At 71.5% G+C, this 14,033-nt stretch carries 13 protein-coding genes and 1 pseudogene; 4 read left to right on the top strand and 10 right to left on the bottom strand.

What is annotated here, in order from left to right:
• The first annotated feature begins 40 nt into the window (after positions 1-40).
• Positions 41-241 carry a hypothetical protein gene (locus DEJ43_RS38855; RefSeq protein WP_015036734.1) on the top strand — a complete coding sequence of 67 codons (201 nt, stop codon included), beginning with the start codon at positions 41-43 and terminating at the stop codon, positions 239-241.
• A gap of 283 nt (positions 242-524) precedes the next feature.
• Here DEJ43_RS38855 and DEJ43_RS27880 read toward each other — a convergent pair whose 3' ends face one another.
• Positions 525-1,853, bottom strand: coding sequence for a class I SAM-dependent RNA methyltransferase (locus tag DEJ43_RS27880; RefSeq protein ID WP_015036733.1), 1,329 nt, complete (start codon positions 1,851-1,853; stop codon positions 525-527).
• 105 nt (positions 1,854-1,958) lie between these two features.
• Entirely contained in the window at positions 1,959-4,010 is a 2,052-nt protein-coding gene (locus DEJ43_RS27875) for an APC family permease (protein ID WP_041662978.1), read from the bottom strand.
• Between the two features lie 234 nt (positions 4,011-4,244).
• Here DEJ43_RS27875 and DEJ43_RS27870 point away from each other — a divergent pair, with 234 nt between their 5' ends.
• Entirely contained in the window at positions 4,245-4,913 is a 669-nt protein-coding gene (locus DEJ43_RS27870; protein ID WP_015036731.1) for a potassium channel family protein, read from the top strand.
• Positions 4,913-5,597: pseudogene (locus tag DEJ43_RS27865) on the top strand (potassium channel family protein). The gene DEJ43_RS27870 and the pseudogene DEJ43_RS27865 overlap by 1 nt, the downstream one beginning before the upstream one ends.
• Before the next feature lie 157 nt (positions 5,598-5,754).
• Here the strand turns inward: DEJ43_RS27865 and DEJ43_RS27860 are convergent.
• The 8 genes from DEJ43_RS27860 to DEJ43_RS27825 all read right to left on the bottom strand — a co-directional run bounded on the left by DEJ43_RS27860 (position 5,755) and on the right by DEJ43_RS27825 (position 13,437).
• The gene (locus DEJ43_RS27860; RefSeq protein WP_015036729.1) at positions 5,755-6,492 is read right to left on the bottom strand and encodes a DUF3159 domain-containing protein; all 738 of its coding nucleotides are present in this window, start codon (positions 6,490-6,492) and stop codon (positions 5,755-5,757) included.
• Between the two features lie 3 nt (positions 6,493-6,495).
• Positions 6,496-6,894 carry an OB-fold nucleic acid binding domain-containing protein gene (locus DEJ43_RS27855; RefSeq protein WP_015036728.1) on the bottom strand — a complete coding sequence of 133 codons (399 nt, stop codon included), beginning with the start codon at positions 6,892-6,894 and terminating at the stop codon, positions 6,496-6,498.
• Between the two features lie 57 nt (positions 6,895-6,951).
• Positions 6,952-7,638 carry a response regulator gene (locus DEJ43_RS27850; RefSeq protein WP_015036727.1) on the bottom strand — a complete coding sequence of 229 codons (687 nt, stop codon included), beginning with the start codon at positions 7,636-7,638 and terminating at the stop codon, positions 6,952-6,954.
• Positions 7,639-7,920: 282 nt separating this feature from the next.
• Positions 7,921-10,464 (bottom strand): sensor histidine kinase, encoded by a 2,544-nt coding sequence (locus tag DEJ43_RS27845; RefSeq protein ID WP_015036726.1) that lies wholly within the window; start codon positions 10,462-10,464, stop codon positions 7,921-7,923.
• 156 nt (positions 10,465-10,620) lie between these two features.
• A complete protein-coding gene (locus tag DEJ43_RS27840) occupies positions 10,621-11,289 on the bottom strand; it encodes an ABC transporter ATP-binding protein (RefSeq protein WP_202491729.1) in 669 nt (222 codons plus the stop codon).
• Between the two features lie 285 nt (positions 11,290-11,574).
• Positions 11,575-12,339, bottom strand: coding sequence for a DUF3710 domain-containing protein (locus tag DEJ43_RS27835; protein WP_015036724.1), 765 nt, complete (start codon positions 12,337-12,339; stop codon positions 11,575-11,577).
• 1 nt (position 12,340) lies between these two features.
• Entirely contained in the window at positions 12,341-12,853 is a 513-nt protein-coding gene (gene dut, locus DEJ43_RS27830; RefSeq protein ID WP_015036723.1) for a dUTP diphosphatase, read from the bottom strand.
• Positions 12,853-13,437, bottom strand: a complete 585-nt coding sequence (locus DEJ43_RS27825) for a PaaI family thioesterase (protein WP_015036722.1) — start codon at positions 13,435-13,437, stop codon at positions 12,853-12,855. Before DEJ43_RS27825 ends, dut begins: the two co-directional genes overlap by 1 nt.
• Before the next feature lie 58 nt (positions 13,438-13,495).
• Here DEJ43_RS27825 and DEJ43_RS27820 point away from each other — a divergent pair, with 58 nt between their 5' ends.
• Positions 13,496-14,026 carry a DUF3093 domain-containing protein gene (locus DEJ43_RS27820; protein WP_015036721.1) on the top strand — a complete coding sequence of 177 codons (531 nt, stop codon included), beginning with the start codon at positions 13,496-13,498 and terminating at the stop codon, positions 14,024-14,026.
• Positions 14,027-14,033 lie beyond the last annotated feature (7 nt).

Below are 14,033 nucleotides of genomic sequence, written 5' to 3'. Positions count from 1 at the left end.
TCCGGACGAGGACTGCGGCAGCCTGCTCGTCCCTCCCCGGGTGAGCACCGGCACCCGGGTGGCGGTGGAGAAGCGCCTGGAGCTGGATGAGCTGGTCCAGAACCTGCTCGCCTCGGTCGAGGTCCTGCGGCCGGGTGAGGACGAGGGGAGGACCGCCCCGCCCCGGCTGACCGACATCGCCGAACCGCGAGCCGACGATGTCAGGTCGCCTTCCGGTCACTGGAGTCTCCGCGGCCCCTGACACACCCCACACCGGTCACCTCATCCAGTGTCACGGAGCGTCACTACCGAGAGGCGGATGGGGCGGACCAGCCGACAGCTCGGCGACCAACACCCCCAGCCGGTTCAGGACGCCTCGGGCTGCACAGCCGAAGGCTCCCCCGACGATGACCCAGCACACATGACGACCCGTCAGGAAGTTCGCCGTCCGTGCGTCAAACGTGCGTCACGTGCGTCGAATATGCGTCAAGATATCGCACTTAACGCACGTAACGCCCCTAACGCACACTCGGAGAAACGCCAGGTCAGCGGCCCTTTTCGGCGGGCTCAAGGATCGCCACGCACTCGACATGATGGGTCATCGGGAACAAGTCGAACGCCCTCAGGGTCCGGACCTTGTAGCCGCGTTCTGCGAAGTAGGAGATGTCTCGGGCCAGGGCAGCCGGGTCGCAGGCTACGTAGGCGATGCGGCGGGCGCCGAGGGAGGCGAGGTGGTGGACGGTCTGCTTGCCGGCGCCGGCGCGCGGGGGGTCCAGGACGATGAGGTCGACCTCGGTGATGCCCGTGCGCGGGAGGACCGATTCGACCTTGCCCTGTTCGATGCGGACGCGCGGGAAGGCGGCCAGGTTGTGGCGGGCGTCCTCGACCGCGCGCTTGCCGGACTCGATGCCGAGGACCGCGCCCTTCTCGCCGACGCGGTCGGCGAGCGCGCCCGCGAAGAGGCCGACGCCGCAGTAGAGGTCGAGGGCGGTGTCGCCCTTGCGGGGGGTCAGGCCCTGCATGACGGCGAGCATGAGGGTCTGGGCGGCCTTCGGGTGGACCTGCCAGAAGCCGCCGTTGCCGACGCGGTAGGTGCGCTCGTCGGCGCGCTCGCGGACGAAGGCGCGGCCGTGGACGCGGTGGACTCCACCGTCGTTCTCGTCGACGCGGAGGACGGAGACCGGCTTATCCAGTTCGACCAGGGGGAGGCGGCCGCCGGGCTTGGGGGTGAGGACGACCTGGCGGTCGCCGGAGCCCGAGGCGGCGATGGCCTCGACCGAGGCCATGTTCTCCCAGGTGCGCTTCTCGATGCCGAGTTCCGAGACGCCCTGCGCCGCGATCATGCAGTGGTCGATCACCTCGACCTCGTGCGAGCGGTGCTTGCGCAGGCCCGCGTGGCCCTCGGCGTCGATCGCGTACTGGACGCGGGTGCGCCACTGCGGGACCTCGCCGGGCGGGAGCTTGTCGCCCTCGGCGGGCATGACGGTGCCGTCCCAGCCGGCCTCCTCCGGGGTGAGCCCGGCGAGGCGCTGGAGCTGTTCGGCGATGACCTCGCCCTTGAGCCGGCGCTGGGCGCCCGGCTTGGCGTGCTGCCAGTCGCAGCCGCCGCACTTGCCCGGGCCGGCGAAGGGGCAGGGGGCCGCCACCCGGTCCTTGGAGGCGTCCAGGACGGTGACCGCGTCGGCGCGCAGGAAGCGCGAGGTCTCCTCGCCCTCGGTGACGCGGGCCACGACCTTCTCGCCGGGCAGCGCGTGGCGGACGAAGAGGACGCGGCCCTCCTCGGTGCGGGCGATGCAGTGGCCGCCGTGGGCCACCGGGCCGACCTCGACCTCGTACTCTTCCCCGACCAACGACGCAACAGGGGTGTTCTGCATGGTGGGGAAGCTCCAAGGGAAGTGACTGTGGGCTGCCGTTTGGACGGCAGCCCACCAGTCTAGTTCGTCTTTTGTCGTTGTTCTTCGCGGTGGCCCGCGGTGGCGCTAGCCGTTCTTCGCCGTGGGTTCCTTCTGGCGCTTCTCCACGGGGCCGCGGCGGACCGAGCCGGGCGCGTTCCACTCCTGGCGCTTCCTCGCCCGCTTCTTCGCGGCCTCGGAGGACTGGAGCTGGTAGGGGACCGAGGTCACCATGACGCCCGGGGTGAAGAGCAGCCGGCCCTTGAGGCGCAGGGCGCTCTGGTTGTGCAGCAGGTGCTCGTACCAGTGGCCGACGACGTACTCCGGGATGTAGACGGAGACGGCGTCGCGCGGGCTCTCGCGGCGGATGTTCTTGACGTACTCGATCACCGGGCGGGTGATCTCGCGGTACGGCGAGTCGAGGATCTTGAGCGGTACGTTGATGCCGCGCCGCTCCCATTCCTCCTTGAGCGCCTTCGTCTCCACCGGGTCGACGTTGACGGTCAGCGCCTCCAATTCGTGCGCGTGCATGAGCTTGGCGTAGGCCAGGGCGCGCAGCGTGGGCTTGTGGAGCTTGGAGACCAGGACGACGGAGCGGACCCGGGAGGGGCGTACGTACTCGTCGGGGCGTTCCTCGGCGGCGGCGATCTCGGCGGCGACGGAGTCGTAGTGCCTGCGGATCGCGGTCATCGTGCCGTAGAAAATCACCATGCCGAGCAGGGCGACCCAGGCGCCGTGGGTGAACTTGGTGGCGAGGACGACGACGAGCACGAGGCCGGTGAAGAAGGCGCCGAAGGCGTTGATCGCGCGCGAGCGGATCATGTGGCGGCGCTTGGCCGGGTCGCGCTCGGTCGTCAGGTGCCGGTTCCAGTGCCGGACCATGCCGGTCTGGCTGAGGGTGAAGGAGACGAAGACGCCGACGATGTACAGCTGGATCAGCTTGGTCGAGTCGGCTCCGTAGACCCAGACGAGGAGGGCGGCGGCGCCGGCCAGGAGCACGATGCCGTTGGAGAAGGTGAGGCGGTCGCCGCGGGTGTGCAGCTGGCGCGGCAGGTACCGGTCCTGGGCGAGGATCGAGCCGAGGAGCGGGAAGCCGTTGTACGCGGTGTTGGCGGCCAGGAAGAGGACGAGCGCGGTGGCGGCGGCGAGGACCACGAAGAAGAACGTTCCGTCGCCGAAGACGGCGGCCGCGACCTGGGAGATGACCGGGTCCTGGACGTAGCCCTCGCCGACCGGCACGCCGTCGCGCAGCAGGTCGTGGGCGGGCTTCTCGGCCATCCGGACGTCGGTGGCCATGGCCAGGAAGATGATGCCGCAGAACATGGTGACGGCCAGGCCGCCCATGAGGGCGAGCGTGGTGGCGGCGTTCTTCGACTTCGGCTTGCGGAAGGCGGGGACGCCGTTGGAGATGGCCTCGACGCCGGTGAGCGCGGCACAGCCGGAGGAGAAGGCGCGCAGCAGCAGGAAGACGAGCGCGAAGCCGGCCAGGCCCTGGTGTTCGGCCTTGATCTCGAAGTCGGCGGTGGGCGCCTTCATGGTCTCGTCGAGGACGATCCCCTTGTACGCGCCCCAGGCGATCATGATGAAGACGCCGGCGACGAAGACGTACGTCGGGATCGCGAAGAGCGAGCCCGACTCCTTCACGCCGCGCAGGTTCATGACGGTGAGCAGCACGATCACGCCGACCGCGCAGGCCACCTTGTGTTCGACCACGAAGGGGATCGCCGAGCCGAGGTTCTCGATGCCCGAGGAGATCGACACGGCGACGGTCAGGACGTAGTCGACGAGCAGGGCGCTCGCGACGGTGAGTCCGGCCTTCGGCCCGAGGTTGGTGTTGGCGACCTCGTAGTCGCCGCCGCCGCTCGGGTACGCGTGGACGTTCTGCCGGTACGAGGCGACGACCGTGAACATCAGGACGACGACCGCGAGGGCGATCCACGGGCTGAAGTGGTAGGCCGACAGACCGGCCACGGAGAGAACGAGCAGCACCTCGCCGGGGGCGTACGCCACCGAGGACAGCGGGTCGGAGGCGAAGACGGGGAGCGCGATCCGCTTGGAGAGGAGAGTCTCTCCGAGCTTGTCGCTGCGCAGGGCCCGCCCGATCAGGATCCGTTTGGGAAGGTCGGTCAGTTTGGACACGGAGAGGATCGTAAGCGTTCGAAAAGAGCCACGCGCACCGGCACCCCCGATCGGCACCGAATCTCCCTGAGTACCACCTCGGATGCGGTCCCCGCCAGCGTTGCCGCTTAAGCTCGGACCGGGTGACCCGGCAGGGTGTCACCCGCCGCAACCCGGGCGCATCGGGTGAGGAAAGTTGTGAGCAGGGTGTTTTCGCAGGTCAGCAAGGCGATCAGGAGTGCGGGGTAAGGGGACGTGCACATCGTCATCATGGGCTGCGGGCGAGTGGGAGCCGCTCTCGCGCAGACCCTGGAGCAGCAGGGGCACACCGTCGCGGTCGTGGACCAGGACCCGACGGCGTTCCGTCGTCTGGGGTCGGGTTTCGGCGGTCGACGCGTCACCGGCGTGGGCTTCGACCAGGACACGCTGCGTGAGGCCGGCATCGAGGACGCGGGCGCCTTCGCCGCGGTGAGCAGCGGCGACAACTCGAACATCATCGCCGCGCGGGTCGCGCGCGAGATGTTCGGCATCGAGAACGTGGCGGCGCGGATCTACGACCCGCGTCGCGCCGAGGTCTACCAGCGCCTCGGCATCCCGACCGTCGCGACGGTCCGCTGGACCGCCGACCAGATGCTGCGCCGGCTGCTGCCCTCCGGCGCGGAGCCCCTGTGGCGGGACCCGAGCGGCGGCGTGCAGCTCGCGGAGGTGCACACCTCCCCCGCCTGGATCGGCCACAAGGTGAGCCGGCTCCAGGACGAGACCGGTGTCCGTGTCGCCTTCCTCACCCGACTGGGCGAAGCGATTCTGCCGACCTCGCAGACGGTGCTCCAGGAAGGTGACCTGGTGCACGTGATGATGCGTACGGACGAGATCGCGAAGGTCGAGGAGGCCTTCGCCGAGGGTCCTGAGGAGGGCGGTCACTGATGCGTGTCGCTATTGCGGGCGCGGGTGCGGTGGGCCGTTCCATCGCGGGCGAGCTCCTGGAGAACGGGCACGAGGTCCTGCTCATCGACAAGGCGCCCACCGCCATCTCGGTGGAGCGGGTGCCGCAGGCGGAGTGGCTGCTCGCCGACGCGTGCGAGATCACCTCGCTCGACGAGGCGGCGCTCCAGCGCTGCAACGTGGTGATCGCGGCGACCGGTGACGACAAGGTGAACCTGGTCGTCTCGCTGCTCGCCAAGACCGAGTACGGCGTGCCGCGGGTCGTCGCCCGGGTGAACAACCCGAAGAACGAGTGGCTGTTCAACGAGGCGTGGGGCGTGGACGTGGCCGTGTCGACGCCGCGCCTGATGTCGGCGCTGGTGGAGGAGGCGGTGAGCGTCGGCGACCTCGTCCGGCTGCTGCGCTTCAGCCACGGCGACGCGAACCTGGTCGAGCTGACGCTGCCGCCGGAGTCGGCGGTCGCCGGCACCGCGGTCGGGGACGTGGCCTGGCCGCAGGACACCTCGCTGGTGACGAACGATCATCCGTGGTTCGCGGGTGCTGACGCCGAGCGCCGAGGAGACCCTGGAGGCCGGCGACGAGCTGCTGTTCGTGGCCGCGCAGGCCCGTGAGGAGCAGCTGGAGGACCTGCTGCAGGTCCGCCGGGAGCCGACCACGGAGTCCTGAGCACCGGTCGTCGTACGCGGGAGGGCCCGGACCTGTTCGTCAGGTCCGGGCCCTCCCGCGTGACGCCGAGCTCGTAGGTGCTCTCGTACGGGTCTCAGCGTCCGGATGCCGTGCTCGTACGGCTCTCAGGCCTCCGGATGCCGTGCTCGTACGGGTCTCACGCCTCCGGGGGCGTCGAGGCGGCGGCGGCCGCCTTGCGCTCCTTCTCGGCGCGCTCCTCGGCCTCCATCTCGGCGAAGACGTCGATCGGCGGCGGAGCCTTGGCGAGGAACACCCAGGTGAGGTAGACCGCGAGCAGGAACGGCGGGATCTTCAGGGCCACCGAGACCCAGCCGAACTTGGTCGGGTCGGCCCACCAGTACAGCGGGAAGAGGACCGCGCACTTGCCGAGCAGGATCAGGCCCCAGGCCCAGCTCGCCTTGGTGTAGGCCTTCTTCCGGCCGGGGTTGCGCGTGCGCCAGGAGAGGTTCTCCTTGAAGACCGGGCCGAGGATGAGCCCGATCAGCGGCACTCCGGCGAGCGCGGTGACGATGTACGCGAGGGCGAGGCCCAGGGTGTACAGCATGCCGGGCAGGTAGAAGTCCTTGGCGTTGCCCGTCATCATCGCGAAGACGACGCCGAAGGCCACGCCGAAGACACCGCTGAACGCGTGCTTGACGGTGTCCCGGCGGATCAGCCGGACGGCGACCAGGACAAGCGAGACCGCGAGCGCGGCGATCGCCGAGACGTGCAGGTTCTTGTTGATCGTGAAGATCGTGACGAACAGCAGGCCCGGCAGGACCGTCTCGATCATGCCCCGCAGGCCGCCGAAGGCCTCGAACAGCGCGGCCTCGGTGACCTCCCTCGAGGCCTGGGCGTCCTGGTCCGTGCTGGTCGGCTTGTCGAGGGACGTCACCGGCTACTCCTGTCCGAGCGGTCGGAGCTCGTATTTGGGGTTGAAGAGGACCCGCCGGCCGTGGCTCATGGAGATCCGGCCGGAGGCGATCAGCTTGCGGCCCGGCTCGATGCCCACGATGGAGCGCCGACCCAGCCACACGACGTCGAGCGGTGCCGTGCCGTCGAAGAGTTCGGCCTCCAGCGCGGGCACACCGGCCCGGGGACGCAACGTGACCGTGCGCAAGGTACCAGTCACCTTGACTATCTGGCGGTCGGAGCAGTCGCTGATCCGCGTGCACCCCGACGCCTCGGCGTCCTCCTGGAGCTCCTCCGACTCCAGGTCCTCCGGCGAGGAGGAGAGCCGGTCGAGCATCCGGCGGAACCGACCGGCCGGCTTCTCTGTACGTGGTGCAGCACTCATACAGAAAGCGTACCGGCCACCGCTGTCACCCAGAGCGGCCCAGGACGCCTCGTCCGTTCAGCGTTCGAAGCGGTAGCCCATGCCCGGTTCGGTGACGAAGTGCCGCGGGTGCGAGGGGTCGCTCTCCAGCTTGCGCCGGAGCTGCGCCATGTACACGCGGAGGTAGTTGGTCTCGGTGCCGTACGAGGGTCCCCAGACCTCCTGGAGCAGTTGCTTCTGGCTGACCAGGCGGCCGCCGTTGCGGACCAGGACCTCCAGGAGGTGCCACTCGGTGGGGGTGAGCCGGACGTCCCGGCCGTCGCGGTGGACCTTCTTCGCCGCGAGGTCGACGGTGAAGCCCTCGGTCTCGACGACCACGACCCCGTCCTCGGCCCCGCCGACCGGCTCGGCGCGGCGCACGGCCGCGCGCAGCCGGGCGAGCAGCTCGTCCATGCCGAAGGGCTTGGTGACGTAGTCGTCGGCGCCCGCGTCGAGCGCCTCGACCTTCTCGTCGGACGTCTGCCGGGCCGAGAGGACCAGGATCGGCACCCGCGTCCAGCCGCGCAGGCCCTTGATGACCTCGACGCCGTCCATGTCGGGCAGACCGAGGTCGAGGACGACGACGTCGGGGTGGCGCTCGGCGGCCAGCCGGAGGGCGGTGGCACCGTCGGGCGCGGCGTCGACCTCGTACTTGCGCGCCTTGAGGTTGATCACCAGGGCGCGGACGATCTGCGGCTCGTCGTCGACCACGAGGACCCGGGTCATGGCGGGGGCCTTCCTTTCGGTCGCCCGTGCGGGCGGGAGCATGAGAGTACGGGAGAGGGACGGGGGTGGGTGGGGGGCCTGAGGATTCGGGCCCGGTCGGCCCGGTCTTGTGGCGGGATCCGCCGCGCGGGCCGGGGACCGGGTCACCGCGCGGGCCGGGGGCCAGGTCACCGCGCGGGCCGGGGCCCGGGTCACCGCGCGGGTCAGGGGCCAGGTCACCGCACGAGCCGGGGGCCAGGTGACCGCGCGGGCCGGAGGCCAGTTCGCCGCGCCGGCCGCGGGTCAGGTCACCGCGTGGGCCGGGAGGTCCGGTGGGGCCGGGGCGCCCGTCCGCGAGGCCTTGAGCGTGAGCACCATCGTCAGCCCGCCGCCCGGGGTGTCCTCGGCGCCCAGCGTGCCGCCCATGGCCTCGACGAAGCCGCGGGCCACCGCCAGCCCCAGACCGACGCCGGAGCCGCGCGGGGCGTCACCGAAGCGCTGGAAGGGCTCGAAGATGCCGTCCTTGGCCTCATCGGGGACGCCGGGGCCGCGGTCGACGACCCGCAGTTCGACCCGGTCGCCCAGGGTGCTGGCGGCGACGGCGACGGGCACGCCGTCGGGGCTGTACTTGACGGCGTTCTCCACGATGTTGGCGACGGCCCGCTCCAGCAGGCCCTTGTCGACCTCGACCATGGGCAGCGTCTCGGGGATGTCGAGTTCGGCGCTGCCGTCGGGCACGCCCCCGAGGGCCATGGGGACGACCTCGTCGAGGTCGACGGTACGGATCAGGGGCATGACGGTGCCGGTCTGGAGGCGGGACATGTCGAGGAGGTTGCCGACGAGGTGGTCGAGGCGGTCGGCGCCGGCCTCGATGCCCTCCAGAAGCTCGGCCCGGTCCTGCTCGGACCACTCGACGTCGTCGGAGCGGAGGGAGGAGACGGAGGCCTTGATGCCGGCGAGCGGGGTGCGCAGGTCGTGGCTGACGGCGGCGAGCAGCGAGGTGCGGATCTTGTTGCCCTCGGCGAGTTTGCGGGCCTCCTCGGCCTCGCCGACGAGCCGCTGGCGGTCGAGGACGACCGCGGCCTGGGCGGCGAAGGCGCCGAGGACGCGGCGGTCCTCGGCGGGCAGCACCCGGCCCGACAGGGCGAGCGCCAGATGGTCGCCGACCGGCATGTCCACGTCCGCGTCCTCGGGCCGGACCGCCGGGTGCGGGCCGACGCTCGCCGCCCGGGTCCACGGCTCGACCTCGTCCTGGCGTTCGAGCAGCGCGACGGACTCCATGGAGAAGGTCTCGCGGACCCGTTCGAGGAGCGCGTCGAGGCTGGTCTCGCCGCGCAGCACGCTGCCGGCCAGGTAGGACAGGACCTCGGACTCGGCGCGCAGCCGGGCGGCCTGGTGGGTGCGCCGGGCGGCCAGGTCCACCACGGAGGCCACCGACATGGCGACGCCGAGGAAGACGGCGATGGCGACGATGTTCTTGGGGTCGGCGACGGTGAGCCGGTGGATCGGCGGGGTGAAGAACCAGTTGAGGAGGAGGGAGCCGACGGCGGCCGAGGCGAGCGCCGGCAGGAACCCGCCGAGCAGCGCCGCCGCGACGGTCAGGGCGAGGAAGAGCAGCATGTCGTTGGCGAGACCGAGGTCGGCGTCGACATGGGTGAGGAGCAGCGCGAGCAGGAGGGGGCCGGCGACGCCGGCCAGCCAGCCGCCGATGATCCGGGAGCGGCCGAGGCGGGCGCCCCGGGAGACGGGGAGGCCGCGGCCCTTGGCGACCTCGCCGTGGGTGACGATGTGGACGTCGAGGTCGGGCCCCGAGTCGCGGGCCACGGTCTGGCCGACGCCGGGGCCGAACACGTACTGCCAGGTGCGGCGGCGGCTCGAGCCGAGGACGATCTGGGTGGCGTTGACGCCGCGGGCGAACTCCAGGAGCGCCGACGGGATGTCGTCGCCTATGACGTGGTGGAACGTTCCACCCAGGTCCTCGACCAGAGTGCGCTGGACGGCCAGCTCCTTCGGCGAGGCCGCGGTGAGGCCGTCGCTGCGGGCGATGTAGACGGCGAGGACCTCGCCGCCGGCGCCCTTCTCGGCCAGCCGGGTGGCGCGCCTGATGAGGGTGCGGCCCTCGGGACCGCCGGTCAGACCGACGACGATGCGCTCGCGGGCCTGCCAGGTGGAGCGGATGTTGTGCTCGCCCCGGTACTGCTGGAGGTACTCGTCGACCCGGTCGGCGGTCCAGAGCAGGGCGAGCTCGCGCAGGGCGGTGAGGTTGCCGGGGCGGAAGTAGTTGGAGAGGGCGGCATCGACCTTGTCCGAGGTGTAGACGTTGCCGTGGGCCATCCGGCGGCGCAGGGCCTCCGGGGACATGTCGACCAGCTCGATCTGGTCGGCCCGGCGCACCACCTCGTCGGGGACGGTCTCCCGCTGCCGTACGCCGGTGATCGCCTCGACGACGTCGCCCAGCGACTCCAGGTGCTGGATGTTGACCGTCGATATGACGTCGATGCCGGCCGCGAGCAGCTCGGCGACGTCCTGCCAGCGCTTGGGGTTGCGGGAGCCGGGCACGTTCGTGTGGGCGAGCTCGTCCACGAGGGCGACGGCGGGACGGCGGGCCAGGACGGCGTCGATGTCCATCTCGGTGAAGGTCGTCGCCCGGTACTCCAGGGTGCGGCGCGGCACCTGCTCCAGGCCGTGCAGCATGACCTCGGTGCGCGGCCGTCCGTGGTGCTCCACGAAGGCGACGACGCAGTCCGTGCCGCGCTCCACCCGGCGGTGGCCCTCGGAGAGCATCGCGTAGGTCTTGCCGACACCCGGCGCAGCGCCGAGGTAGATCCGAAGCTTGCCGCGTCCCATGGCATGACCATACGTCCAGCCAATCGGACATTCCGCACGCGGGGAGCGGGGGCGGTGCGGTCTTGACGTGTTTCTGATGTCGCGACCGCACCGGCTTCTGACGTCGGACGGCCCGGCTTCTGGTGTCGGAACCGCACCGGCCGCCGACCGGCCGCGTCAGTGCTCGATGATCTCGCCGTCGCTCAGTTCGAGGACCCGGTCCGCCAGGCCCAGGAGCTGCGGGTCGTGGGTGGCGACCAGGGCCGTACAGCCCTCGCTGCGCACCACCGCGCGCAGCAGCTGCATCACGGCGAGACCGGTCTCCTGGTCCAGCTGGCCGGTCGGCTCGTCCGCTATGAGCAGCGCCGGCCTGTTGGCGAGGGCGCGGGCGATGGCGACGCGCTGCTGCTGGCCGCCGGAGAGCTCGCCGGGCCGCTGGTTCGCGTGGTCGGCGAGGCCGACCAGGCCGAGCAGCAGGGACACCCGCTCCTCGCGCTCCTTCGGGTCCGCCTTGCGCAGCCGCAGGGGGACGCCGACGTTCTCCGCGACGGAGAGGATCGGGAGGAGTCCGAAGGACTGGAAGATGAAGCCGATCCGGTCGCGGCGCAGTTCCAGGAGGCCGTTCTCCCCGAGGGTCGAGAGGTCCGTGCCGTCGATGACGATGGAGCCGCCGTCGGCGCTGTCGAGGCCGCCGACGAGGTTGAGGAGGGTGGTCTTGCCGGATCCTGAGCGTCCCTTGAGGGCGACGAGCTCGCCGCGCGGGATGTCGAAGGAGACTCCGCGCAGGGCGTGGACGGCGGCTTCCCCTGTGCCGTACGACCGGCGCAGGTTCTCGACGCGGACCATCGGCGGGCCGGCCGGGTCCTCGGCCACGGCCGTCGCGGACCGCGTGCTGCTCTCACTCACCCTGTACTCCCCCTCCTCGAACACGTGCCCGCCAGTATGGTCCGCCGCCGTGCCGGAGGGCCAGAGCCGGAGGGCGGAACCTGTGGATAACGACCGATGGGCCGCTTCCCGTACGTCTCGTACGGAAAACGGCCCACGGTTCGAAGCAAGGGCGCGGCAGGCCCGGAGGCCCCTCGCCCGGCGCGGGGACGCAGCAGGCCCGGCGGCCTGCCGGTCATGCGGTGATCAACGGATCTCGGAGATCTCCGGACCGCGCTGGAGCTGGCCCATGCCCCCGGAGAAGCGGGAGTTCTCCTGCTCCTCCTGCTGCACGCCGTCCGGCACCATCTGCGCGTCGTTCGGCAGCTTGAGGACGATCGGGTCGCGCGGGGCCATCGGACCGTCGCCGCGGACGACCACGGTGTCCCGGACGATCTGCTCCAGCAGACCGGCGGCCTCGGGCTGGACCGCGCCCTGCCCGGAGATCACTCCGCGCAGGAACCAGCGGGGTCCGTCGACGCCGACGAAGCGGACCAGCTGCACACCGCGGTTGCCGTCCGGCAGCTGTACGGGGACCTGCGCGCGCAGCTCCCAGCCCAGCGGGCCCTCGACCTCGTCGATGACACCACCCTGCTGGACGATGCCCGTGGCGATCTCGTCGCGGACCTCGCCCCAGATGCCCTCGTTCTTGGGCGCGGCGAAGGCCTGCAGCTGCACGGCGCTGTCCCGCAGGACGACGGTGGCCGCGACGATCGCGTCGCCCGCCACCTCCACGCGCAGTTCCATGCCCTCCACGCCGGGGACGAACACGCCGCCCAGGTCGACGCGGCCGTCCTCGGGCTTGCTGACCTCGGAGATGTCCCAGGGTCCGTCGGGCCGGGGCGCCGGCGGAAGGTTCACACGGCGCGGGGCCGCGTCGTCCGCGTCCTCGCCGTCCACCGCGTCGACGACCTGCTCGGCCTCGCCCGCCGCGTCCTCTGCGGCACCGCTCTTCTTGCGACGTCCGAACACGTCACTGTCCTTCCCGGTCGGATACGACCGAAGCGTATCGATTCCCACCCGTTGTGCCGTCCACCGCGGCATGGCCGCCGGTGGACCCGAAGCCCCCCTCGGCCCGCGCCGAGCCGGGAAGCTCCGCCACCTCGTGGAAGCGCACCTTCTCGACCTGTTGGACGACAAGTTGGGCGATCCTGTCGAATCGCTCGAACCGCACGCTCTCGCGCGGGTCGAGGTTGACCACGATCACCTTGATCTCTCCACGGTACCCGGCATCCACCGTCCCCGGGGCATTCACGAGCGCCACTCCGCAACGGGCGGCGAGTCCGGAGCGCGGGTGCACGAAGGCCGCGTACCCGTCCGGGAGGGCGATGGAGACCCCGGTGGGCAGCACGGCGCGCTCCCCGGGGGCCAGCACGGCGGCCTCGGTGGTGACGAGGTCGGCCCCGGCGTCGCCGGGGTGCCCGTAGGACGGGAGGGGCACGTCCGGGTCCACGCGCCGGATCAGTACGTCGACAGGGTTGCTCATCAGGGGTTCACCTCGAAGGCGCGGGCGCGCCGGACCTGGTCGGGGTCGGACATGGCGGCCTGGATCTCCTCCGGGCGGCCGTTGTCGATGAAGTGGTCGACCTTGACCTCTATGAAGAGTGCCTCGGCGCGGACGGCGACGGGGCCGTCGGGCCCGCCGATCCGGCCGACGGCGGTCGAGAAGATCTTGCGGCCGTGCACGGCGGTGACCGCGGCCCGCAGATGGAGCACGGTGCCCACCGGGACGGGCCGCACGAAGTCGGTCTCCAGCCGTCCGGTCACGGCGATGACCCGCAGCAGCCAGTTCAGGGAGCCGAGGGTCTCGTCGAGCGCGGTGGCCAGCACGCCGCCGTGCGCGAGGCCGGGGGCGCCCTGGTGGTCGGGGGTCACCGTGAACTCGGCCGTGACGGTCACGCCCTCGCCCGCGCGCGCCTCCAGGTGGAGGCCGTGGGGCTGCCCGCCGCCGCACCCGAAGCAGTACTCGTAGTGCGCACCGAGCGGCTCGCCGGGGGCGGGCGCGTCGGGGTGGCGTACCGGCGGTATGGCGTCGGCCGGCGGGGTGAGGGCGGCAGATGTTGCAGTCACAGCCGCAGACCTTACCCGCGCGGGGGTGCCCTGGTCGCGCCGTGCCAAGCTTGGACGCATGCAGCCTTCCGCACCGTCCCCCGCCCCCTCCCCCACGCCGTCCGCGGCGCCGCAGTTCGACGAGCGGCTGACGGCGCCACGCTCGTGGTGGTTCATCGCGGGTCTGCTGGGCCTGTCCGGCGGTCTGATCATGTTCCCGCTGGGTACGGTCCCGATGCTGGGCGGTCTGATCGTGGCGGCGGTGCTCGCCGGTGCCGCGGTCTCCTCGTACGGCTCCGCCCGGATCCGGGTGGTGGCCGGCTCGCTGGTGGCGGGCGACGCGCGGATCCCGGTCTCCGCCCTGGGGGCGGCCGAGGTGCTCGATGCCGAGGAGGCGCGCGCCTGGCGCACGCACAAGGCCGACCCGCGCGCCTTCATGCTGATGCGCAGCTATGTGCCGCGCGCGGTGCGGGTCGAGGTGACGGACCCCTCGGACCCGACGCCGTACGTGTACCTGTCGAGCCGTGAGCCTGAGGCGCTGGCGGCCGCTCTGGACGCCGTGCGCGCGAACGACGGCGCCGAGCGCGCGAGCGATGGCACCGCGGACTGACGGCACC

It is taken from the genome of Streptomyces venezuelae ATCC 10712, from assembly GCF_008639165.1.
In the GTDB taxonomy this organism is placed as follows: Bacteria; Actinomycetota; Actinomycetes; order Streptomycetales; family Streptomycetaceae; genus Streptomyces; species Streptomyces venezuelae.
The sequence above is the reverse complement of the archived record's forward strand: the minus strand, read 5'-3'. Positions and strand labels throughout refer to the sequence as shown.